At 35.2% G+C, this 21947-nt stretch carries 25 protein-coding genes and 1 pseudogene; 24 read left to right on the top strand and 2 right to left on the bottom strand.

The window, feature by feature from the left end; genetic code table 11:
* From CDIMF43_RS13565 to CDIMF43_RS13480, 18 genes are all read left to right on the top strand, one after another.
* Positions 1–308 (top strand): toprim domain-containing protein (locus CDIMF43_RS13565; RefSeq protein ID WP_034568158.1); only part of this gene is annotated, 308 nt, incomplete at its 5' end.
* A 17-nt stretch (positions 309–325) separates the two neighbouring features.
* Positions 326–556: a YaaL family protein gene (locus CDIMF43_RS13560; RefSeq protein ID WP_034568159.1), complete on the top strand. Its 231-nt coding sequence runs from the start codon at positions 326–328 to the stop codon at positions 554–556.
* Positions 557–582: 26 nt separating this feature from the next.
* Positions 583–1998 carry an aminotransferase class I/II-fold pyridoxal phosphate-dependent enzyme gene (locus tag CDIMF43_RS13555; RefSeq protein WP_109842305.1) on the top strand — a complete coding sequence of 472 codons (1416 nt, stop codon included), beginning with the start codon at positions 583–585 and terminating at the stop codon, positions 1996–1998.
* Positions 1999–2038: 40 nt separating this feature from the next.
* Positions 2039–2497 carry a hypothetical protein gene (locus tag CDIMF43_RS13550; RefSeq protein WP_034568161.1) on the top strand — a complete coding sequence of 153 codons (459 nt, stop codon included), beginning with the start codon at positions 2039–2041 and terminating at the stop codon, positions 2495–2497.
* Between the two features lie 137 nt (positions 2498–2634).
* The gene (gene tmk / locus CDIMF43_RS13545) at positions 2635–3276 is read left to right on the top strand and encodes a dTMP kinase (protein WP_074401463.1); all 642 of its coding nucleotides are present in this window, start codon (positions 2635–2637) and stop codon (positions 3274–3276) included.
* A 21-nt stretch (positions 3277–3297) separates the two neighbouring features.
* Positions 3298–3627 carry a cyclic-di-AMP receptor gene (locus CDIMF43_RS13540; protein ID WP_034573295.1) on the top strand — a complete coding sequence of 110 codons (330 nt, stop codon included), beginning with the start codon at positions 3298–3300 and terminating at the stop codon, positions 3625–3627.
* Positions 3628–3648: 21 nt separating this feature from the next.
* The gene (holB, locus tag CDIMF43_RS13535; RefSeq protein ID WP_109842304.1) at positions 3649–4641 is read left to right on the top strand and encodes a DNA polymerase III subunit delta'; all 993 of its coding nucleotides are present in this window, start codon (positions 3649–3651) and stop codon (positions 4639–4641) included.
* Between the two features lie 29 nt (positions 4642–4670).
* Positions 4671–5483 (top strand): PSP1 domain-containing protein, encoded by an 813-nt coding sequence (locus CDIMF43_RS13530; RefSeq protein WP_074401465.1) that lies wholly within the window; start codon positions 4671–4673, stop codon positions 5481–5483.
* A gap of 63 nt (positions 5484–5546) precedes the next feature.
* Positions 5547–5891, top strand: coding sequence for an initiation-control protein YabA (locus tag CDIMF43_RS13525; RefSeq protein ID WP_034568165.1), 345 nt, complete (start codon positions 5547–5549; stop codon positions 5889–5891).
* Positions 5892–6065: 174 nt separating this feature from the next.
* A complete protein-coding gene (locus CDIMF43_RS13520; RefSeq protein ID WP_074401466.1) occupies positions 6066–6263 on the top strand; it encodes a hypothetical protein in 198 nt (65 codons plus the stop codon).
* Positions 6264–6379: 116 nt separating this feature from the next.
* Complete coding sequence (locus CDIMF43_RS13515) at positions 6380–6820, top strand: Rrf2 family transcriptional regulator (protein WP_109842303.1); 441 nt, start codon at positions 6380–6382, stop codon at positions 6818–6820.
* A 93-nt stretch (positions 6821–6913) separates the two neighbouring features.
* Entirely contained in the window at positions 6914–7549 is a 636-nt protein-coding gene (locus tag CDIMF43_RS13510; protein WP_109842302.1) for an NAD(P)-dependent oxidoreductase, read from the top strand.
* 130 nt (positions 7550–7679) lie between these two features.
* Entirely contained in the window at positions 7680–8663 is a 984-nt protein-coding gene (locus CDIMF43_RS13505) for an NAD(P)H-quinone oxidoreductase (RefSeq protein ID WP_109842301.1), read from the top strand.
* 103 nt (positions 8664–8766) lie between these two features.
* Positions 8767–9522 (top strand): tRNA1(Val) (adenine(37)-N6)-methyltransferase, encoded by a 756-nt coding sequence (locus CDIMF43_RS13500; RefSeq protein WP_082985691.1) that lies wholly within the window; start codon positions 8767–8769, stop codon positions 9520–9522.
* On the top strand, positions 9506–9841 hold the full coding sequence (locus CDIMF43_RS13495; RefSeq protein WP_109842300.1) for a GIY-YIG nuclease family protein: 336 nt from the start codon (positions 9506–9508) through the stop codon (positions 9839–9841). Before CDIMF43_RS13500 ends, CDIMF43_RS13495 begins: the two co-directional genes overlap by 17 nt.
* Before the next feature lie 3 nt (positions 9842–9844).
* Positions 9845–10723, top strand: coding sequence for a 16S rRNA (cytidine(1402)-2'-O)-methyltransferase (rsmI, locus tag CDIMF43_RS13490; protein ID WP_193553790.1), 879 nt, complete (start codon positions 9845–9847; stop codon positions 10721–10723).
* A gap of 149 nt (positions 10724–10872) precedes the next feature.
* Positions 10873–11298 carry a GNAT family N-acetyltransferase gene (locus CDIMF43_RS13485; RefSeq protein WP_109842299.1) on the top strand — a complete coding sequence of 142 codons (426 nt, stop codon included), beginning with the start codon at positions 10873–10875 and terminating at the stop codon, positions 11296–11298.
* 130 nt (positions 11299–11428) lie between these two features.
* The gene (locus CDIMF43_RS13480; RefSeq protein ID WP_074401473.1) at positions 11429–12664 is read left to right on the top strand and encodes an MFS transporter; all 1236 of its coding nucleotides are present in this window, start codon (positions 11429–11431) and stop codon (positions 12662–12664) included.
* A gap of 66 nt (positions 12665–12730) precedes the next feature.
* On the opposite strand, the gene CDIMF43_RS13475 is transcribed toward CDIMF43_RS13480, so the two are convergent.
* On the bottom strand, positions 12731–13225 hold the full coding sequence (locus CDIMF43_RS13475; RefSeq protein ID WP_109842298.1) for a hypothetical protein: 495 nt from the start codon (positions 13223–13225) through the stop codon (positions 12731–12733).
* 10 nt (positions 13226–13235) lie between these two features.
* Positions 13236–14675: a helix-turn-helix domain-containing protein gene (locus CDIMF43_RS13470; RefSeq protein WP_074401475.1), complete on the bottom strand. Its 1440-nt coding sequence runs from the start codon at positions 14673–14675 to the stop codon at positions 13236–13238.
* A gap of 413 nt (positions 14676–15088) precedes the next feature.
* Here CDIMF43_RS13470 and CDIMF43_RS13465 point away from each other — a divergent pair, with 413 nt between their 5' ends.
* The 6 genes and pseudogenes from CDIMF43_RS13465 to CDIMF43_RS13445 all read left to right on the top strand — a co-directional run bounded on the left by CDIMF43_RS13465 (position 15089) and on the right by CDIMF43_RS13445 (position 21945).
* A complete protein-coding gene (locus CDIMF43_RS13465) occupies positions 15089–18460 on the top strand; it encodes a MucBP domain-containing protein (RefSeq protein WP_109842297.1) in 3372 nt (1123 codons plus the stop codon).
* Positions 18427–18783: pseudogene (locus CDIMF43_RS13850) on the top strand (LPXTG cell wall anchor domain-containing protein); the annotation flags it as partial. The gene CDIMF43_RS13465 and the pseudogene CDIMF43_RS13850, both read left to right, overlap by 34 nt.
* A 30-nt stretch (positions 18784–18813) precedes the next feature.
* Positions 18814–19635 carry a WxL domain-containing protein gene (locus CDIMF43_RS13460; protein ID WP_152877953.1) on the top strand — a complete coding sequence of 274 codons (822 nt, stop codon included), beginning with the start codon at positions 18814–18816 and terminating at the stop codon, positions 19633–19635.
* A 45-nt stretch (positions 19636–19680) separates the two neighbouring features.
* Positions 19681–20481, top strand: coding sequence for a WxL domain-containing protein (locus CDIMF43_RS13455; protein WP_074401478.1), 801 nt, complete (start codon positions 19681–19683; stop codon positions 20479–20481).
* A 78-nt stretch (positions 20482–20559) separates the two neighbouring features.
* On the top strand, positions 20560–21678 hold the full coding sequence (locus tag CDIMF43_RS13450; protein ID WP_233218333.1) for a DUF916 and DUF3324 domain-containing protein: 1119 nt from the start codon (positions 20560–20562) through the stop codon (positions 21676–21678).
* Positions 21679–21720: 42 nt separating this feature from the next.
* Positions 21721–21945 (top strand): hypothetical protein, encoded by a 225-nt coding sequence (locus CDIMF43_RS13445; RefSeq protein ID WP_074401480.1) that lies wholly within the window; start codon positions 21721–21723, stop codon positions 21943–21945.
* The last annotated feature ends 2 nt before the right edge of the window (positions 21946–21947 follow it).

Below are 21947 nucleotides of genomic sequence, written 5' to 3'. Positions count from 1 at the left end.
TGCGTGAATATCATGGGTTGTATCATGTCCTACATGGCGTATTGTCCCCAATTGAAGGCACTGGTCCTGAAGATATCAACATTCCAAGTTTAATCAAACGACTTCAATCGGATGAAATCAATGAAGTGATTATTGCTACAAATGCAACCGCAGAAGGCGAAGCAACCGCGATGTATTTATCACGTTTAATTAAGCCAGCAGGAATTAAGGTGACGCGTTTAGCTCATGGATTATCTGTAGGTAGTGATATTGAATATGCCGATGAAATTACGTTATTGAAAGCTGTTGAAGGACGTAGAGAACTTTAAGGAAGAGGGAAGCGAAAATGTTTTTTAAGAAAAATAAAAAAGGATTATTGCGTAAAGAATACGATGAAGCCCTTTTAAACTTGATGTATCGTACAAAAGACCAATGGGAAAATAAGAAAGAAATTGAAGAGGCTGTATTTGATAAAGATGGGTTATTATTTGCAGAAACGAAATTAGCTGAAGCTAAATACTTCTATTTATTTAAAGAAGCACGAATTCGTAAAATTAAAAGTACAAAAATTAGATAGGTTTGATTAGAGGAGGTCAGTAGCCGATGGAGAAAGAACAACTTAACCAACAGCAACGGCCTCTTTTTGACGCTTTGAGAAAGCACAAGAAATTGGAAAAACACTCATTTCATGTTCCTGGACATAAAAATGGTTTAAATTGGCTAGATGAAATGAGTGAATTTAAACAGCTGTTGGCGTATGATCAAACCGAAGTAAGTGGGTTGGATTATCTGCATGAACCAACTGGTGTGATTGAAGCAAGTCAAACCTTGTTGTCTGATTTTTATAAAAGTGAGAAGAGTTATTATTTGGTTAACGGTTCAACAGTAGGAAACTTAGCGATGATTATGGCATCTGTGAAACGAGATGACCTTATTTTAATGACGCGTGATGCCCATCAGTCCGTTATTCATGGGGTTGAATTGGCAGGGGCAACTCCTTTGTTTTTAGGTCAAGTTAGTGATGCGGAGGGCACCATTAAAGCAGGGATTGAACCGGCAGCTTTAAAGGCAGTATTCAAACAATATTCAGGAATTAAAGCGCTGGTTATGACGTATCCAACTTACTACGGCGAAATTTATCCTTTAAAAGAGTTGATTGAACTTGCAAAAGCAAATAATTGCTTGGTGCTAGTCGATGAAGCACACGGGGCTCACTTTACGTTAGGATCACCTTTTCCAGTTTCTGCACTGGAACTTGGAGCAGATGCAGTGGTTCATTCTGCACACAAAATGTTGCCGGCACTAACGCAAGCCTCTTATTTGCATATTGGAAAAGGAAGTTCCATAGAATTCCAAAGGGAAATAGAACATTATTTACACATACTTCAATCCAGTAGTCCATCGTATTTGTTGATGATGTCTTTGGAGTATGCACGTTACTTTTTAGCTAATTGGACATTGGATGATCTTAAGCAGACGCTTGCCTATGTGACTTTTTGGGAAAATAAATTAGAACAAGCTGGATTTGATGTACTGAAAACAGCTGATCCGCTTAAATTGAACATTCGTAAAACGGGCTATTTAGGAGAAGAGTTAGCTATTTATTTTGAAGAAAAAGGATTATTCCCAGAACTGTCAACGGAATCTTTTATTTTATTGACATTCCCGTTGTTGAAAGCGCAGCAACCTATTCAGCTACCAGAGGTAGATCTTGAACAGTTTGAGAGCCGAGAAGTGGTAGAAAAAAAACGACCGATTGTCAGATACCCTCAAATGGCAACTTTAGCGTTATCTTATGAACAGCAAAAGATGAAGGCTGTTGAATTCGTTGATTTAGAACAAGCAATAGGACGTATTTCAGCAGTTACGGTAACTCCTTATCCACCAGGGATTCCATTGATTTTAAAGGGAGAAGAAATTAAACAAGAACAGCTAGCTGTTTTAAAAGCAGGATTGGCACAGTTTAATCGAATTGTTGGATTGAAAAATCAGAATGAAATCCTGGTTTTTTCTCACTAGGAGATTAGATTAAAATTACAGAATTGAAAGAGGTTGAATTATGTTATCATTTGCTGAAAAAAAAGCGATTTTTGATGAATTTGAAGAATTAACGATGCACGAAGTTTCTCTTAAACGTTTGAATTACCATTTTGAAGAAAGTGCTGTTCCGAAAACAACAGTAGTCAAATTTTTACATCCTAATGGAAATGCCTTTATTTATGCGGGATATTTGCCAGAAGAAGATACAATGAAAGGCTACATTTCTGTTTTAGAAGAAGATGCGGAAATGATTCGTCAAATGACAGCTGATGCGATTGAGTATTTAAAGAAAACGGTTGATGGTTATGAAGAAGGATACCAAGAAAATTGGGTGGAAGATCATGGCGATTATTTAACGCTAGAATATCGTAATGGCATGTGGTCCATTATCATGTCTAGTGGGGCGTTAGAGGCTATCTTTAAAACTAGAGATGCTGCGGTTGGCTATTTGGAAGATGAAGGTTTTTTTGAGGAATAAGCAAGAAGACTATTCTACGTGAATAGTCTTCTTTTTTTTAGAATAAATTCATCCAAATAAGGATTTCAATTAGACTGATGACACTAGATAACGTATAATAGGAACTAAGAATTAAAGTAGATAAGGAGTACGATAAAGTGGCAGGTATTTTTATAACAGTAGAAGGTCCAGATGGTGCAGGAAAGACAAGTGTCTTAAGGGAGTTGTTGCCACTTTTAGAAAGCGCGATTAAAATGGATGTAGTTGCAACAAGAGAACCAGGCGGGAGTCGGATTGCAGAAGAGATTCGTGAATTGATTCTGAATCCTCAAAACACAGAGATGGATATTCGTACAGAAGCCTTACTTTATGCAGCAGCTCGACGTCAACATTTAATTGAAAGAATCAACCCAGCTTTAGCCAAGGATGCTTTAGTAATTTGTGATCGATTTGTCGACAGCTCACTAGCCTATCAAGGGGCTGCTCGTGGGATTGGAATTTCAGAGGTAGCAGCAATCAATCACTTTGCAACAGACGGTGTAACGCCGGATTTAACCTTGTACTTAGATGTAGAGGCTAGCGTTGGAATTGAACGCATCAATCGCAATAAGGAAACACGTCAATTTGATCGTTTGGATCAAGAAAAATTGGAGTTTCATGAAGCGGTTCGTGCAGCGTATTTAACTTTAGTAGCAGAAAATCCAGCAAGAATCACCTTGATTGATGCAAGTGGTACGATTGAAGAAGTCGTAGCAGCTTGTTTAGATCAGATTAAACGCGTTTTTCCAACTAAATTTTAAAAAGAGAAAGGTTGAGTAATGATGAAATTAATTTTAGCGATTGTCCAAGATAAAGATAGTGTACGTTTGTCTAATGAATTTGTAGATGCAGGTGTCCGTGCAACAAAGCTCTCAACAACAGGCGGTTTTTTGAAAGCAGGAAATACAACGTTTATCGTAGGGATTGAAGACGAGCGAGTGGATGAAGTTTTAAACTTGATTCGTGAAACCTGTCAAGCTAGAGAACAATTTATGACGCCACCAATTAGTTTAGATGTTTCAATGGATACTCATATGCCTTACCCAATAGAAGTTCAAGTCGGCGGAGCGACCGTTTTTGTAATGCCAGTTGAACAATTCCATCAATTTTAAGCGATGAGTGAAGGTGACAAAATGGAAGGAACAGAAGAAAAAAAACTAGCGTGGCTTCAACCTGAATTAATGAATCGCTTTAAGCGAAATTTAAAGCATGGAGATCTTCTCCATGCTTACCTTTTTGAAGGGACAACAGGCACAGGCAAAAAAGAAATGGCGATGTGGCTTGCACAATCACTTTTTTGCCAAGATAAAGTGGATGGTTCTCCTTGTGGGGTTTGTTTAAACTGCAAAAGGGTAGCAGCTCATCAACACCCAGATGTCCTTGAAATTGAACCAGATGGCTTATCAATCAAGGTGGATCAAGTAAGAGAATTAAAAACGGAGTTCTCAAAAAGTGGTGTAGAAAGCAGACAAAAAGTTTTTATTGTGACGGATGTTGAAAAAATGACCGTTGGAGCTGCGAATAGCTTATTGAAATTTTTAGAAGAACCAGATGGAACCGTTGTGGCATTTTTATTAACAACAGCTAAAAATCGGATTTTGCCCACAATCTTATCACGATGTCAGCTAGTTCATTTTAGTCCATTGCCAAAGCAAATTTTACTCCAAGAATTGGAAAAATTAGAAATTAGTGAAAAACAAGGGGCTTTGTTGGTTCATTTGACGAATAGTTTGGATTCTGCGGTTGAAATGAATCGCAATGAATGGTTTAATGAAGCTAGGGAAATTATCTGGAAATGGTTTCACCAGATTTCCAAAAATGAGAAACAAGCATTTATTTTTGTACAAACAGATATTATCACCCATTTTAAAGAACGTGAGAACCAACAACTCGCCCTAGACATGTTGTTGCTTGCTTATCGAGATGCGTTAATGTTGTATTATCGCTCAGTTGATTTGTTAGCTTATCCACAACATCAAGACGTGTTAAATGCGTTCCAGCAAAAAGTTAATGGGAAAAAATTAACTCAAAGTATTGAAATGATCTTAACAAGTAAGAAAAAACTTGAAAGCAATGTTTCAGCACAGGGTGTTTTTGAACAATTGACGCTTCTTTTAATGGATTAATAGATAATGCTTGGAGTGAGGGACAAGGAATGCAAACAGTAATTGGAGTTAGATTCAAACATGCTGGCACAATTTACTATTTTTCTCCAGGAAAATATGAGTGTCATGTAGGAAATAAAGTAGTTGTAGAAACACAGCATTGTATAGAAATCGGCATTGTTGCGATTGAAAAAAAAGAAGTACATGAGGACGATCTAGTCCAACCACTTAAAACAATCAACGGCATTGCTTCTGATAAAGATTTAAAAAAAGAAGAACAAAATAAAGTAGACGCTGAAGCAGCTTTTAGTGTTGCGAATAAAAAAATTTCAGCACATCATTTAGAAATGAAATTAATTAGCGTAGAATATACGTTTGACCGGAGTAAAATGATTTTTAATTTTAGTGCGGAAGGGCGCATTGATTTTCGTGAGTTAGTGAAGGATTTAGCGAGTGTTTTTAAAACGAGGATTGAATTGCGCCAAATCGGTGTGCGTGATGAAGCCAAATTGCTTGGTGGAATCGGACCTTGTGGACGGATGCTGTGTTGTTCGACTTTCTTAGGTGATTTTATGCCCGTTTCAATTAAAATGGCAAAAGATCAAAACTTATCATTAAATCCAACGAAAATTTCAGGATTATGTGGTCGTTTGATGTGTTGTTTGAAATATGAAAATGATGAGTATGAATCTGCAAAACGTGAGTTGCCTGATTACGGAAAAAAAGTACAAACACCAGATGGTGAAGGCACCGTAGTAGGTCTGAATTTATTGAGTCGTATCATCAAGGTACGCTTAAAAGGCCGCGAAACAGCTCTAGAGTATACGTTAGAAGAGTTAAATGGAGCAACTCCTAGTATGTAAAGTAAGTTTCTTTTAAAGGGATCGTAAGTTTATAATTTCATATTAAAGAACGGGTGATAATAAATGGATAAAAGAACTTTATATGATAGCTTTACAAAACTAGAACTTGAGACTGAAGCGACGCTACACCAAATTACAAGTTTAAAAAAAGGGGTAGAAGAGCTAGTAGAAGAAAATGCCGTTTTACGAATTGAAAATCAACATTTGAGAGACCGGCTAGATGATATTGAAAAACAACAACGAATTGACGAGGCAGCTATCGAACCTGAAATGACTAAGTCACGAATGAATTTAGAAAAACTTTATGAAGATGGTTTCCATGTTTGTAATGTTTTCTATGGTTCAAGAAGAGTAGATGATGAGCCTTGTGCGTTTTGTTTGGATGTTATTTATGGAGAACGACGTTAAAATAATCCTGTTTAGATTGTTAAAATAACAAGTCTAAACAGGATTGTTTTATTTTTATTAAGGCATGTAAGTTAGTCTTAAAAGAAAAATAATAAGACAATTCTTTTAAGATATGATATATTATAACAAAGATAAAGAAAGCGCTTTTAGATTAAGAGAAAGGGTGAACTACAAATGAATCAAATGACTGTAGCAGAAGTAACTGAATTTTTAAAACGTCAAAAAGAAACAACTACGTTTACCTTTAATATGGTAAATCCAGATAATTTTATGATGGTAATTGAATTGAAAAATAATTCTGATGCCTATGAATTTATTGAAAAAAATACAGAATCCACTTTTGAACTCGTTGGAGCAAATGAATTAATTTAATAGAAAGTGAGGAAGGGAAGCGATGAGCTACTCTTCTTTTTACTTTCTTGAGTAAAGGAGTTGACATTCTGATCTTTTGTAACTATAATGGTTACAGATAGAGAGGAAGGGTTGTTATGAGTATTTCGACAAAATTTCCTGTAGCTGTCCATGTGTTATCGATTCTCTCTTTAAATCGCCAAACAACAATTTACTCGGATTATATTGCTGCAAGTGTCAATACAAATCCAGTTGTTATCAGACGTATTGTAGGGTTACTCAAAAAAGCAGGTTTAGTTGATTCTGCTCCTGGTATGGGAGGCATCACTCTTTTGAAGGAACCGCAAGAGATTACATTGTATGATATTTACAATGCCGTGAGCGTCAAAGACAAACAATTGTTTAGCTTGCATCAAGATACGAACCCAGAGTGTATTGTTGGAAAAAATATTCAGCAATCACTTGTTGGAGTGATGAGAACAGCCGAGGAAGCGATGGAAGATGAGCTTAAGAAAACCACATTGGCAGATACGATTAACGAGATTACCGTTTTAGAGGCTCGTTCTTTAGTGAAGTAACGTTAGAAATAGGTTGAATGTAATGTTCATCCTTTCATTTTTAGTTAAATTGTAACTATTCTGGTTACAAAAAACAATTAGGAGGAATTTATGATGAAAATTGGTATTATTGGAGCAAGTGGAAAAGCAGGACAAATGATTACAGCTGAAGCAGTGGCAAAAGGTCACACAGTAACGGCCATTGTAAGAGATGCAAAAAAAGTAACTAATAAAGATGTCGCTGTTTTGGAGCGTGATTTATTTGATTTAACTTTTGAGGATATTGCAGATTTTGATGTTTTAGTAGATGCCTTTAATGCACCCCATGGACATGAAGAGTTACACAAAACAAGCTTAGCACATTTAGTAACGCTATTAAAAGGTCATAAAGCTCCTCGTTTAATGGTTGTGGGTGGTGCAGGAAGTCTTTATGTTGATCCAGAAATGAAGGTACGCGTAATGGATACACCCGATTTTCCAGATGCCTTTAAACCAACTGCAAGCAACATGGGCGAGGCTTTCGATCAATTAAAAGCAAAAAATGATGTTACTTGGACGTATATTAGTCCATCAGCAATGTTCTTACCAGATGGCGCTAAAACTGGTGCGTATGTGATTGGAAAAGATCATCTATTAGTAAATGCTGCAGGTTCAAGTGAAATTAGTTATGCTGATTTTGCAACAGCATTGGTTGACGAAGCAGAAGCTGGTAAGCATATTAATGAACGCTTTACCGTTGGATCTAAATAATTTTAATTGGCTACTACTCCTTTCACAGAGTAGTAGTTTTTTATTTGAATTTAACAGCGCAACTCTTTAGAAAGTTGAATCATTTATGTTACAATAATCCTACGATCACAAGAGAAAGTAGGGGAAATAGATGAAAGCAATTAGTATGAAAAAACCAGGGAGTTCTAAGGAATTAGTGTTAAAAGATAGTGGAATTCCAATTCCGAAACAAGGGGAATTGTTAGTAAAGGTAGAAACAGCTGCCGTTAACCGGACAGATATTGTGACAAGAGAAAACCAAAATTTTAAAGAACCCTATCCAATTTTTGGAGTAGAAATTGCAGGTACAGTAGTTGAAAATCAGAGCACGTTTACGGAATTTCCAAAAGGGACAAGGGTTTGTGGGTTGGTGAATCGTGGAGGGTACGCAGAGTATGCAGTATTGCCAGCAGATCGCGCCATTCTGATTCCAGAGCATCTTGATTTTACACAGGCAGCAGGGGTTCCAGAAGTCTTTTTAACAGCGTATCAAACCTTGTATTGGTTAGGTGATTTACAAGAAGGTCAAACGGTGTTGATTCATGCAGGTGCTAGTGGTGTTGGTACGGCAGCGATTCAATTAGCAAAACAATTAACAAAAGCAACTGTAATTGTAACAGCAGGTTCTGTAGACAAGTTAGCATTTTGTGAAGAACTTGGAGCGGATGTTGTGATTAATTATAAAACGGAAGATTTTTCTGAACGTGTTATGGAAGTAACGAATCAAGAGGGTGTGGATGTGATCCTTGATTTTATTGGTGCGTCCTATGTAGAAAAAAATCTAAAAAGTATTAAAGTAGATGGCCATTGGGTTTTAATTGGTACGCTAGGTGGTTCTGTGGTGGAAGAATTTGATTTAAGAAGTTTGATGGCAAAACGGATTACGTTGGTGGGAACGTTGTTAACACCTCGAAGTGATGCTTACAAGGCAAAATTAACGCACGAAATGATGGCTAAAACCTTGCCGTATTTTGAATCAGGGGCGATTAAACCGATTATTGATTGTGTCTTTCCACTTGAAAAGGCAGCAGCGGCGCATGATTATATGGAAGCCAATAAAAATATTGGGAAAATCATTTTAAAAGTAACGGAATAAAAGGAAGGCGTTAGAAAGGGGAATTCACCTTTTTCTAACGTTTTTTTGTATCTTTTTTATGTTATAATAAATGACGATTATACTAGTGAAGGAAGTGGCTTATTTGACACAATGGTTAAAAGACGATGAACGGATGGATCGCTTAGTTCGAGCTGATTTAGATATTATTCAAAGCCCATCTGTTTTTTCCTACTCATTGGATGCCGTTTTGCTAGCGCATTTTGCAAATGTTCCACAAGGAAATCGCAGCCAAATCGTGGATCTATGTGCTGGAAATGGCGCGGTAGGGCTGCTTCTTAGTGAGAAAACCAAAAGTAAAATTACCGGAATTGAACTTCAACCACGTCTAGCAGATATGGCAGAACGAAGCATTCAGCTAAATCAGCTATCGGATCAAGTCCGTGTGATTGAAGGGAATTTAAGTGAGGCGACAAAATGGATTGAAAAGGATTCGGTAGATGTTGTCACTTGTAATCCACCGTATTTTTCATCTCCAGTCACCAGTAAAAAAAATCCCAATCCACACTTGGCAATTGCAAGACATGAAATCCATACAAATTTAAATGAAGTGATGTCAGTGACCAGTGGCTTATTAAAAATGAACGGCAAAGCTTATTTTGTTCACAGACCAGATCGTTTGATTGAAATTTTAGAAGCCATGAAGGCCAATCGTTTAGCGCCAAAAAGAATGCAGTTGGTTTATCCAAAAGCGAATAAAGAAGCCAATATTTTGTTGATTGAAGGCATTAAAGATGGGAAAGAGACAGGCTTTCGCGTGATGCCACCATTATTCGTGTACGGTGAAGATAATGAGTATTTACCAGAAATTAGAGGAATTTTATATGGCGATAAAGACTAGTTATTTCTATGTACTCCTTTGTCAGGATGGTACGTTTTATGGTGGGTATACAACGGATTTGAAACGACGTGAAAAAGAGCATAATGATGGTGTCGGTGCAAAATATACAAAGCCTGCGTATCGACGGCCTTTGAAAATGATTTATGCTGCTGGCTTTCCATCAAGAAGTGAAGCAACGAAGGCAGAGTATGCCTTTAAAAAACAAACGAAGGCTAAAAAAATAGCTTTTTTAAAACAGGCAGGAATTGACTTTCCAATTAAAAAAACACAAGTATGTATTGTTGACCTAAGCCAAGCAGAGAATGAAAAGGAGGGATAGCGCATGATTTCAAGTCAAAAAAGTTTTCAAAATGAAACAAAAGGAATTCTCTACTTAATCCCAACCCCAATTGGCAATTTAGAAGATATGACGTTACGAGGCATTCGGTTGTTAAAAGAAGTCGATTTAATTGCTTCAGAAGATACGAGAAATACGCAAAAATTACTCAATCATTTTGAAATTACGACGCCTCAAATCAGTTTTCATGAACACAATACTCAAGAGCGTATCGGTCAATTAACGGAAAAATTGTTAGCCGGAACAAGCATTGCACAAGTGAGTGATGCAGGAATGCCTTCCATTAGTGATCCAGGCCATGAATTGGTGGTTGCTTGTATCGAATTAGCCATTCCAGTGGTACCATTACCGGGAGCGAACGCTGGTTTAACTGCCTTAATCGCTTCTGGATTAGCACCGCAACCTTTTTATTTTTATGGGTTTTTACCGCGGAAAAAGAAAGAACAAATCCAAGAATTGACAAAGCTAAATCAGCATCAAGAAACGGTTATCTTATACGAATCTCCCCATCGTTTAAAAGAAGTGTTGAAAAATATGATAGAAGTTTTTGGGCCAACGCGTAAAATTGTGTGTTGTCGAGAGTTGACAAAAAAATTTGAAGAGTTCTTGCGAGGTACTTTAGAAGAGGCTTACCAGTGGGCGACCGATTCAGAAGTTCGTGGAGAATTTTGTCTGATTTTAGAAGGCAATCATGAGGGTACTTATCATGAGGAAATACGTGATTGGGAAAAGTTGAGTTTGAAAGAGCATGTTGAAAAAGTCATGGACGAACAAGAATTGCCAAGTAAAAAAGCCATTAAAGAAGTGGCGTTGTTGAGAGAATTGAAAAAGCAAGAGGTGTATAGCGCTTATCATGAGCTGTAAAAGGTATTGCAATTTAGCGAAAAGGATGATATGCTGAAATCCAATATCGGAGGGTACACGTTGTGCTGGACAAGATGGTTAACGAAAGTTAATTTTCTTGTCCAGTTTTTTTGTGTTCAGATATAAATTTAATGATGGAGTGAAGCAAAATGGAAATCAAACAGGTAGATTATACACAAAATAGCCAACAATTGTTGAAGAAATTAGATGATTACACAAAAGTGAAAGTCCCTGATTTAACAGGTTATGAAAGTCAAAAAATCAGTTTTTCTATTGAAGAAGCAGGAGAAGTACTCGGTGGCATTGTGGGTGAAATTCATTGGAATTATTTACGGATTGAATTGTTTTATGTTGCTGAGAATACAAGAGGAAAAGGCGTAGGTAAGCAATTACTGGAGCATGTGGAGCAATTGGCTAAAGAGGAAAACTGCCAGTTGATCGTATTAGAAACAATGAGTTTTAATGCTCCAGGTTTTTATTTAAAAAATGGGTATCAAGAAATTGGAAAAATTGAAGAACATCCCTTACCAGCAGAAGCACATTATTTTATGATGAAGAGAATAGCTATTAGTTAAAAATGAAAGTGGAAAAAAATTGTGACGAAATGCAAAAAAGCTATTGTACTTTTCCTCAGTTATCCGTATAATAAGTCTAACGTAAAATAATGAATGGCAGAGATCATTCGTTTTAGGAGGAAAAGTGAATATGATAAGTAAAACGGCACAAGGCAAAACAGCAATGTCAGGCTACCAAAAAAGGGTATTGGCTTCGTCAGCAGCAGGATTAGGGTTAGAAAGTATGGACATCATGTTCTTATCTTTCGCATTAACATCAATCATTGCAGATTTAAATGTTAACGGCGCAGCAGCAGGCTTGATTTCTTCCATTACAAATGTGGGAATGCTTTTAGGTGGCGTTATTTTTGGCGTCTTAGCAGATAAATATGGACGAATTAAAATTTTTACCTATACGATTTTAATTTTCGCACTGGCAACAGGAGCGATGTATTTTGCAAGCAATATTTACTTGGTTTACCTCTTCCGTTTTTTAGCAGGAATTGGTGCTGGTGGAGAATATGGAATTGGAATGGCAATTGTCGCTGAAGCATTTCCGAAAGAAAAATTAGGGAAAATGACTTCGATAGTTGCAGTTGCAGGACAAATGGGTGCGATACTAGCTGCCATTATTGCGGCGATCATTATTCCGCTATTTGGTTGGCACGCATTATTTTTATTCGGACTTTTACCGGTAGTCATGACCTTTTTTATCCGTAATCATTTAGATGAAAGTGAAGAGTGGAAAAAAAGTCAAGCAGACACCGAAAATAAACCCAATGTTTCGTTAACAGAACTTTTTAAAACGCCTAAGTTGGCGCGTCAAACGATTTCTCTCATGATGATGGCGATTATCCAAATCGCTGGATACTTTGGTTTAATGAATTGGTTGCCTTCCATCGTTCAAAAGAATTTAGGGTTGTCCGTTTCGGGATCGTCTTTATGGATGATTTCCACCATAGTAGGTATGAGCTTAGGTATGTTATTGTTTGGGAAAATATTAGATACATTAGGTGCTCGCTTGGCATATAGTGTGTTCTTATTAGCTTCAGCAGCTTCGGTGTTCATTTTCGTTTATGCTTCAAATCAATGGACTATGCTGATTGGCGGAGCCATTGTCGGATTTTTCGCTAATGGAATGTTTGCAGGTTATGGCGCTATTGTGAGCCGCTTATATCCAACCTCCATTCGTTCTACGGCAAATAACGTTATTATTAATACAGGGCGTGCTGTTGGTGGGTTTTCATCAGTAGTGATTGGGTTCTTATTAGATCAATACAATTTACTAGTCGTGATGGGTTTCCTATCGATTTTATACTTAATCAGCTTTTTGATTATGTTGAGTGTGAGTGGATTGAAGCGTGAAAATTATTTAAAAATTGGATGATAAATAAAAGAAAGCCTATTAAACTAAGGATAACCGATTATTCGGTAGCTAGTTTAATAGGCTTTTTTAGTTGATAGTACCATACAACAACAGACCAGATAAACCGGAAAGTAGTTCACCAGTTAAGGTTAATGGTAAAGAATTGGGTGGAGGATCTCCTTCGTTTGGGTCATTTAAGGCAATAGGAGAATCTGTTTTTTTGTTATTAAATGAATAGGAATCTAAATTTTTTATAGCTGTTAATTTAGAGGCTTTTTTTTTGGGTTTTGCTTTTTTTTCTGTAGTAATTAAATCAGATGATTCTTTTTTTTGTACGGATTTTTGTTTTTGTATCTCTTTATTTTTTGTTTTAGAATGAGAATTGTAATCAGGTGGAGCAGGCATAGGATCAACTGTTATAGTAGGATTTAGCGGGTTTACAGGTGAAACTTCAGCAATTAAAATAGCGTGATTTGGAGGTTTAGTAGCCTCTGCTTGTGGATGGAAAAGGAGGCTTGAAAAAAGTGTTCCGAATACAAAGAAAGTTTTTGGGATTTGAATGAATTTTAAAGGAATTTGCATAGATGTTTAATCACCTTTCGTTGTTTTTTAATTCGATAATTTTATTTCCGAAGTGCTCCCAGTCAGAAGGCAGAGGAGGATTTTTCCAAAGAATAAAATCAAGGGTTAGTCCAGTTGGTTTAAAATCAGAAAGATAAAGATTTGTGTTATCTGAAATTCTTTTTTCAATTACGATATTTAGAAATTTAAATGATTTTATGTTAGTTGCAATGAAATGATTGTAGGATCTTCCGCGCGAAAAATCAACACATACATAGATTGGATGAGTAAGTAAAGATAAAGGGATATATTTGATAAGCGTAAATAAATAATCATAGTAAAGTGTATCAGTTTCGTGAAGTAGGATAAGATTTTTTTGAGTAAAATCATCAATAAAAATGAAAAAATCAGGATAGTTTTCTTTTAAAAAACTGGTATTAAATTGAAAAGGCGGAGTAGCTAATGGTTCATTAAAGTTAAGATATTTATAATGAATTCGATTTAATTCTTTTTGTAAGTAAGTGTAATTAGGCATCTCTATCGAAATATCAAACATTTTTTTTAAGGCATTTAAAAAGAGTGAAGTTAGCTGGACCGTAGCTTCACTAGCAGAATGGATAAAAGACAATGCAGCAGTTGACGACAAATTGGGAATGAGATTCTCTGAATATAAGAAGGAGATTAAAAAGCTTGTCTCTAACTCATTTTCTTTTGTAGTAAGAGAGGTTGTCTGATCAAAAAAAGAAAAAATAGTTTTCTTTAGTTTTAGCTGAATGGAATTAAATGAGACAAGAGATTCGTTCTTAGTTAATGTTTGTCCATGGTAGAGACGTTGAAAGGTAACCAATAAAAAATAGTGTAGTTTTAATCGCTGTGTAGCAGAGTAAGAAAATCCAGTTGCAAATGAAAGGTTATTAATAAAATTTTCAACTAAATTGATTAGATCTTTTGAAAAAGGCAGTTCTAAACTATTAAAATAATGAAAATAAACATTGAACATAAAAAAGCGAAGAGTTTTTTCTTGACCCTCTAAAGTTAGTTCAGAACTAATTGAAAGGTTAAAATGTTGCAGGTGTTTTTCTAACTCTACTTTTAGTAAATAAGCAGTGGGAAGGCTTAAAAAGTATTTTTTTGAGAAGCTTTCCAACGTGGAGTATTCCTCTTTAAAAAAACCATCTAAGAGAAGAAATAAAGTTGACTGTTTAAGATAAATCCATTTTAAAGTCAAGATAGAGTCTGATCCATCTGAAGTAAAGGTAATCTTCTTTTGCGATTCAATTAATTTTAGACCGAAAATATGATGAGTTGAGAGATCTTCTGATACTTGAGTAAGTGCCTTTTTTATAATAAAGGTCGAAAGTAACAGATCTTCACTTATTTGTTTAATACTGGCAGTTTGTGAAGGTGAAAGCTCAAGATAATTCAGGATATCAATTTTTTGTTGATTTTCTTTTTTTAGTAAAAAAGCCATTTCTGTTCTCCTTATAACGTAATAATCTGTTAAGTGATACTTTAAATGAATTATTCACTAAAGTCTAGATACAATTTCATTTTTTTTTCGATTACTTTAATTATAAAATAACGCTTTTTCTCATTTTTCTAAGTAGAGGGAATAAAAGAAACGTTGTTTTAATAACGTTTTAATAGATTTTAATTTTTTTTAAATTTATTAAAATGACATTTAAAAAAGTAAGTGCTATAGTAATTGCTGTCAAGAAGAACAAAAAAGAGTGTCGTGGAAACAATTGTTTCCACGACACTCTTTTTTGTTGATTTTTATCGCTTAAGATTCTTATCAAATCAATATTTAGTAATTTTGATAATTCTTTTTTTGTAGTGCTCCATAAATAATTGTTTAGTAGACAAGTAAAGGGGGAATTACTCATGAAGAAAGTAAAGAAGCATTTATTTTTATTAACGGTTGCCTTAGTGTTAATTGGTTGTTGGATATGGAAAAATCAAGATAAGCAAGAACAAATAAAAGCGGATGAGTTAAATGTTATTGTTAGTCCTATTCAGACAGAGATTCATGCTGGGGACGAGTATGAAATGGATATAACTATAAATAAAGAGTTATTCGAAAATTATTTTTATATAGAGTTACCAGAAGCCTTTTTAATGAATTCAACGGATCTGATTGAATTCAATAATGGACTGATTAACAATATAGAATTTTTGGATGGACGTTGGAAAGTTACCTTACCGAAAGAAGCTACCTATCCAATGACAATAAAAATGAAAAACGAATTGACGTTAGCTGGTCAGTATGAAGTTAAAATTTCAGATGCAAATGGTTCAGAAAAGATTGTCCCCATTGACATTAAAGAAAAAATTGCTGAGGTATCTTCAGAAGAAAAAATAGAGGAAGAAGATGAAGCTGACTTACAACCTATAATACCTGAATCTAAAAAAGATGACCTATCTGAACAAACGGACACTTCTACTCTAAATGATTCTGAAAAAGAAGTTACTGAAGAAAAAGAAATGGCAAATACAACGCAGGAAGAAAATAAAATTCCAACAGAAAGTAATTCCAGAGCGAATACCCCATATTTCGATTGGAATCTTTTAAACGATGATGGGCTTGATTTATCAACTTTTAAAAAAGTTTCTGTAAATACTCCAGTGAAACTCAACGGTGGAGTATTTGATACTCAAAAACGAAACTACTATATGTTTTTAGGACATGTAGGATTAACTGCGACCTACAACTATAGGACTGACAGTTTCGCAACAACTGGAAATATGAATGCACCAATTAATAATGGGGATAATAAAATACCACTTCTATCCCCAATGATGATTGGGGTGAAAAAAAGAACAGGAAATGAAGAAAAACAAAAAGTTTTTTCATATGATTACGATCAGACTTCAAGTCAAAAATATTCAGATGCTAATTTTGATATTGGTGAAATGAATAATGAAAATGGCCCTGTGATAGATAGCGGAAGTGTAAAAAACTATGGGGTTAGCAACACTATTATGGTATCTGAATATATTAAAGACAATGAAATCGTTGCATATGGATTTATGGGACGTTCACCGACTTCAGACAAATATACAACTCAAATTATGGATTATCAGCCTGTAAGAATACATGGTGAAGTTGTTAACACTACTAGTGGCCGAATTAAATATAGAGTTTCTTATATAAATAATAGTTATAATACAAAACACTATGCACTCACTTATGGAATGCACGTGGACATTGGTGGTGCACATAAGAACTCAAAATTGCACTCATTTGCTGAGAACGGGTTGTATTTTAATCAATCGACTCCGGTACCAGCAGATAAGTTAGCAGCGCGTATTTATTTTTATATGAACAATATGTATCCTGATGAAAGTGGACCTACAGCAATTAAAGTAGGGAATTTAGTGGAAATAGATCCAGGAGGTCAAGCAAATTCTAAAATAGCCTATTGGAATGGTATTAATAAACAAGAATGGCTAAATAAACTTCAAGGAGAAGGTTATGAAAATCCCTATCAGCCCTGGGATCAAATAGAACCTGTGGGGTACCAATATCCGCTGAAACATCCTGTTTTTGCATTAAGATGGAACTCTAAAGAATTAGGTCCAAAAGAAGTTGGGTCAGGTAGTTTAGATTTATCGATTGATGAGGATGCAGGAGAAGAACCACCATCTCCAGTTGACCCACCAATTTCTCCAAAAGTCCAAGAAGAAGTATTTCATGAAGATGGAACAAGAGCGGAGACTGCACTTCCAGGAGAAAAATTAAATTATCGGACAACGGTTAGTAATGAAGGAAAAGAAAAGGATTATAATTTTATGGCCTTTATTGCAAAAATAGATCCAAATTTAGAAAACATTAGTAATGTGATAATTAAAAATGAATCTGGAGTGATTTTAGGAAGTGGGGGTTATAACGAGGAGAAGAATCGGATTTTAACGAATTCACTTAAAATTACCAGCAGTAAAGAAAATATTTATTTTGAATACAATGCGACTGTTAAACAAAATGCGAAAATAGACAGTTTTGTAAAAGAAAAAACAAATTTCCAAGGTTCTTATCAAGGAGAAATTCCAATTGCACCGATAGATTCTAATGAAGTAGAAACGAAAATTGTTAAACCAAAGGAGATTATTGAGCAGGTTTTAACTAAAACAGGAGAAGTTGCCGAAAATGCAAAAACAGGTGAGTCATTGCATTATATCACAACACTAAAGGGTGAAAATGCTGAAATCAAAAATGTAGCTGATAAAATAGTCGTAGCCAATCCTAAATCGGAAATGTCTACTGTAACGATTCGTTATATTGATGAGAACAAAAATGAAATTCAAGAGTCCAAGGTTATAAGAGGTCAAGTGGGAACCTATATTGATACTGAATCTCTTAAAATACCTATAATACCAGGTTATGATTATGAAAGTTCATATACATGGAATCCTTCTATTAGTATGGGATTTCAAGGTGTACCAGGTATGTTTACGCAAGGAGATCAAGAAGTAGAGAATAAATATAAAAAAATGACGGGCCCTATCAAATATAAAACCTTAATCTTCAAACAACCACTAGATCCTAATTTAGAAAATCCAACCAATATTACCTTAAAAACAAAAGATGGTTCTGTAATTGGTGAAGGGCATTTTAATGCTACTGATAAAGTTGTTGAGGCAAATCTTAACCAAGAAGTAGTGAGCGCTGAGGATATTCTATTTGAATTCGATGCAACTGTTAAAACGGATGTCACACCAGGTGTACTTGTAAAAGGACAAACAACCGTCGAAGGGGTATACAACACAAATGCTATTTTTTACAAAGCACTTTCTAATGAAGTATCGACAATGATTATTGAAGATGCTGGGAAATTAATCTTTGTTTCAGCGCCCCAATTATTAGATTACGGGGACGATTTAAAGATTTTAACAAAAGATCAAAAATATTCAACACAAGTTAAAGAAGATGCGCTTATTGTACAAGATAGTCGAGGTAGTGGAAGTGAGTGGTCAATGCGCGCAACTTTATTAGAAAGTTTATCTAGTGATTCTAATCACGAATTAAAAGATGCATTGCATTATTACAGTAACGGACAAGATTATACTTTCAGTGTTGGTGATGCAATTCCGATAATGGATAAAAAGACAACTGACAGTCAGCCAATTGATATTTCAAGTAATTGGAAAGGAGTAGAAGAAGGTCCTGTATTAGATGTGAAAGCTGGAAAACCTTATGCAGAGAAATATTCTACTTCAATACAATGGACATTGCAAGATGTTCCAGGAAATGGATAGGGGGGACTAAAATGAGTAAAAAAATTCTCATTATAGTGGTTTTAGTAATCGGAGCACTTTTTACTTATACAAGTGTTAATGCAACTGAAAAAAAGTCTTACGACTCTAATAGTGGAGTGGGATTTTATGGGGAATATGAATATCCAGATTCGGATTTTGATAATCCAAATCAACTTGTTCCTCCATCGAGTAATCAAAATGGAGAGATAAGAAATGAAGAAGGGCAATTAACAAAATTGCCGCAAACAGGCGAGACTAATGATAGTTATTTATTATTAATAGGTGGCAGTTTATTATCAACGGCTGTGCTATTAATTAGTATAAATAAAAAAAATCTCAGGAGGAATTTCATTATGAAATTAGTTAAATATGGTACAACAACAGCAATGATTCTTGCTACTTTAGCAGGAACAGGAGTGCAAGCATTAGCAGCAGACGAAAGTGGAGAAGACTATGTAAGAACGTATCAAAGTGGTGGTATAGTAGAATTTGTACCTGATGATAGCCCAACAGACCCAGTTGATCCAGAAAACCCAGATCCCAATAAACCTGTAAACCCATGGGACCCAACAACACCAGATCACAAACCAAATCCTGGTACAGATGGACCTTTAAGTATTGATTTTGCGTCAAGTTTAGATTTTGGGAAAAATAAAATTACAAATAAAGATGAAATGTACTATGCAAATCCACAATATTTATGGAATGAAGATCTTTCAGATTTTGATGAATCAACTGCAAGACCAAATTACGTACAAATTACAGATAAACGCGGGAACAATGGTGGTTGGACATTAACAGTTAAACAAGAAGGACAATTTAAAAATGAAAAAACTTTAAACAAAGAATTAACTGGATCACAAATTTCCTTTACACAAGGTGAAGCTGCTTCAACAGTCGAGAATGTAATTGCCCCAAAAACAGTTGATATGGCTTTAACACCAAATACAGTAACAAAAGTAATGACTGCAGATAAAGGAGCAGGTGCCGGAACTTGGGTAGATCGTTTTGGGAAAGTAGAAGAAATGGAAATTGATGGACAATCTGTTAAGAAAAATAAAGCGATTACTTTATCTGTTCCAGGAACAACCGCTAAAGATGCAGTAAAATACGATACAAAATTAACTTGGACATTAACAGATGTTCCAGGAAATACTGAAACACCTGAAGTTTAATACAAAAAACTAATAATTAGTCAAAAACAGAGGAGAAATGAAAAAATGAAATCATTAAAATTAGCAACCGTAGGAACTGTTTTATTCAGTACATTATTATTAAGTGGAGTGGGTCATGTTTCAGCAGCACCAGGCCCTATTCCAGCAAATCGCGACACAAATGCACAAGTAAAATTTATTGAAGACGAATCACCAACTGATCCAACAGACCCAACTGATCCAGATCCAACCGATCCAGTAAAACCAGTAGACCCAACAGATCCAGAAAAACCAGTTGAGCCAGGTACAAATGGACCATTGAGTTTAGATTATGCGTCAAGTTTAGATTTTGGCGAACAATTGATTTCAAATAAAAATCAATCCTATTTTGCAAAACCACAATTTTTAAGAGGTGCGGATGGAGAAATTGATACAAAAAATCCAGTACCTAATTATGCACAAGTTACGGATAAACGTGGTGGTGAAAAAGGCTGGGCATTAAGCGTAAAACAAAATGGTCAATTTAAATCTGTAAAAGAAAGCAGAGAATTAGTTGGAGCTGAAATTACATTCAATAATGGTGAAGTAGCCTCAGCATCAAGCTCTAAAGCACCAAGTACAGTGAAAAAATCATTTTCATTAAAAGCTGATGGAACGGGTGTCGCTGAAAATGTGATGGCAGCTTCTAAAGGAGAAGGTTTTGGTACATGGGTTTATCGCTCAGGAGATGTTTCAACAATGGCAGAAAGCATTGAACTAAGTGTACCAGGAGCTACTGTTAAGGATGCAGACACATACAAAACAACCTTAACTTGGACATTAACAGATGTACCAGGTAATACAGAACCAGAAACACCAGGCAATTAATTAAAAAAATTTCTGTAGGAATCCATTTTTTGATGGGTTCCTATGGTTATTTTGTTTAACTATTAGGAGGAAATGTTTGTGTCAAATTTAAAGAAAAAAATTGCATTTTTATGTATTATTTTTATTGGAGTGCTCAGTTTGATTCCGCAAGTAAATGCTTCGCAATTAAAATTTAGTGTCGAACCTATTATTCCAGAAAATCAAAACGATTTATCAAAAACTTATTTTGATTTGCGTGTGAAACCTGAAGAGAAGCAAGTGTTAAAAGTTCATATGCGTAATGACACTGATAAGGAAGTGACGGTAGAGCCTTCTGTTCATGCAGCAACTACGAATATCAATGGTGTAGTTGAATATGGGGAATCAAACACAAAATTAAATAAAACAAGTCAATACAATATTGAGGAAATCGTGAAACCAGCAGTCAAAGAGGTTACGATTCCAGCAAATGGTGCAACGGATTTGGAGTTAACAGTTGAAGTTCCTAAGGACGGATTTAACGGTATATTAGCTGGCGGAATTACTTTAAAAGAAAAAGATACCCATGAAGAAAAGAAAAAACAAGAAGGTCAAGGCTTAGCAATTGAAAATAAATATGCATATGTGGTGGCGGTAGTCTTAAATGAATCAGAAACACAAGTTGATTCAGAATTAACATTAGAAAAAGTTGCACCTAATCAAGTCAATGCGCGAAACGTCATTAATGCAACGCTTCAAAATACAAAACCTAAATATATGAATCAATTATCAATTGATTCAAAAGTAACAAAAAAAGGGGACAAAGAAGTTTTATATGCTTCAAAAAAAGAAGGAATGCAAATGGCGCCCAATACGTCATTTGACTATCCGGTATCTTTAAACGGTGAAAAATTAAAAGCAGGAGACTACACGTTGTCAATGACTGCAAAATCAATGGGAGAAACTTGGAAATTTAAAAAAGATTTCACCATCAAATCAGAAGTAGCTAAAGCCTTTAATGAAAAAGATGTCACCGTCAAAAAAGATTATACATGGTTGTATATCTTAATTGGTAGTTTATTAATTTTAATTGCGATCTTTTTAATTTGGTTTATTATAAGAAAGAAAAAGAAGGAAAAACAAAAACGAGAAGAGCAAAGAAAAAAAGAGCAAAGAAGAAGAAACGCTAAAAGAAAGAGAAATGCACAAAAAATGAAACAGCAAGAACGCAATCAATAACTCAATACTAAGTTGCATGATGGATAAAATAGGAGGAAAACCATGAGAATCGAACAAAATTGGGACGATTGCTTTGTCTATTTAGTAAGCCTAGAAGTCCCAGCTAGCCCTCGTCGGGAGAAATGGTTTACGAATCGAACTATTGTGCTAAAAAATGAATTAAATTTTTCTGAAATGAAAGAGTTTATAAAAAAAACAATTGGCCCAGAAGTGACAGTGCTAAATATGGATTTGTGGGATGAGGGATTAGTAGCAAAAGAATGGTAGCA

This window comes from Carnobacterium divergens (assembly GCF_900258435.1).
Classification (GTDB): domain Bacteria; phylum Bacillota; class Bacilli; order Lactobacillales; family Carnobacteriaceae; genus Carnobacterium; species Carnobacterium divergens_A.
The sequence above is the reverse complement of the archived record's forward strand: the minus strand, read 5'-3'. Positions and strand labels throughout refer to the sequence as shown.

Coding starts and splice junctions, on each gene's coding strand:
- CDIMF43_RS13495 (WP_109842300.1), top strand. CDS start 9,506: ATGGCGATAAAGACTAGTTATTTCTATGTACTCCTTTGTCAGGATGGT.
- CDIMF43_RS13525 (WP_034568165.1), top strand. CDS start 5,547: ATGGATAAAAGAACTTTATATGATAGCTTTACAAAACTAGAACTTGAG.
- CDIMF43_RS13520 (WP_074401466.1), top strand. CDS start 6,066: ATGAATCAAATGACTGTAGCAGAAGTAACTGAATTTTTAAAACGTCAA.
- CDIMF43_RS13555 (WP_109842305.1), top strand. CDS start 583: ATGGAGAAAGAACAACTTAACCAACAGCAACGGCCTCTTTTTGACGCT.
- CDIMF43_RS13485 (WP_109842299.1), top strand. CDS start 10,873: ATGGAAATCAAACAGGTAGATTATACACAAAATAGCCAACAATTGTTG.
- CDIMF43_RS13455 (WP_074401478.1), top strand. CDS start 19,681: ATGAAATCATTAAAATTAGCAACCGTAGGAACTGTTTTATTCAGTACA.
- CDIMF43_RS13515 (WP_109842303.1), top strand. CDS start 6,380: ATGAGTATTTCGACAAAATTTCCTGTAGCTGTCCATGTGTTATCGATT.
- CDIMF43_RS13465 (WP_109842297.1), top strand. CDS start 15,089: ATGAAGAAAGTAAAGAAGCATTTATTTTTATTAACGGTTGCCTTAGTG.
- CDIMF43_RS13475 (WP_109842298.1), bottom strand. CDS start 13,225: ATGCAAATTCCTTTAAAATTCATTCAAATCCCAAAAACTTTCTTTGTA.
- CDIMF43_RS13505 (WP_109842301.1), top strand. CDS start 7,680: ATGAAAGCAATTAGTATGAAAAAACCAGGGAGTTCTAAGGAATTAGTG.
- CDIMF43_RS13510 (WP_109842302.1), top strand. CDS start 6,914: ATGAAAATTGGTATTATTGGAGCAAGTGGAAAAGCAGGACAAATGATT.
- CDIMF43_RS13460 (WP_152877953.1), top strand. CDS start 18,814: ATGAAATTAGTTAAATATGGTACAACAACAGCAATGATTCTTGCTACT.
- CDIMF43_RS13470 (WP_074401475.1), bottom strand. CDS start 14,675: ATGGCTTTTTTACTAAAAAAAGAAAATCAACAAAAAATTGATATCCTG.
- CDIMF43_RS13560 (WP_034568159.1), top strand. CDS start 326: ATGTTTTTTAAGAAAAATAAAAAAGGATTATTGCGTAAAGAATACGAT.
- CDIMF43_RS13445 (WP_074401480.1), top strand. CDS start 21,721: ATGAGAATCGAACAAAATTGGGACGATTGCTTTGTCTATTTAGTAAGC.
- holB (WP_109842304.1), top strand. CDS start 3,649: ATGGAAGGAACAGAAGAAAAAAAACTAGCGTGGCTTCAACCTGAATTA.
- CDIMF43_RS13550 (WP_034568161.1), top strand. CDS start 2,039: ATGTTATCATTTGCTGAAAAAAAAGCGATTTTTGATGAATTTGAAGAA.
- rsmI (WP_193553790.1), top strand. CDS start 9,845: ATGATTTCAAGTCAAAAAAGTTTTCAAAATGAAACAAAAGGAATTCTC.
- CDIMF43_RS13530 (WP_074401465.1), top strand. CDS start 4,671: ATGCAAACAGTAATTGGAGTTAGATTCAAACATGCTGGCACAATTTAC.
- CDIMF43_RS13480 (WP_074401473.1), top strand. CDS start 11,429: ATGATAAGTAAAACGGCACAAGGCAAAACAGCAATGTCAGGCTACCAA.
- CDIMF43_RS13540 (WP_034573295.1), top strand. CDS start 3,298: ATGAAATTAATTTTAGCGATTGTCCAAGATAAAGATAGTGTACGTTTG.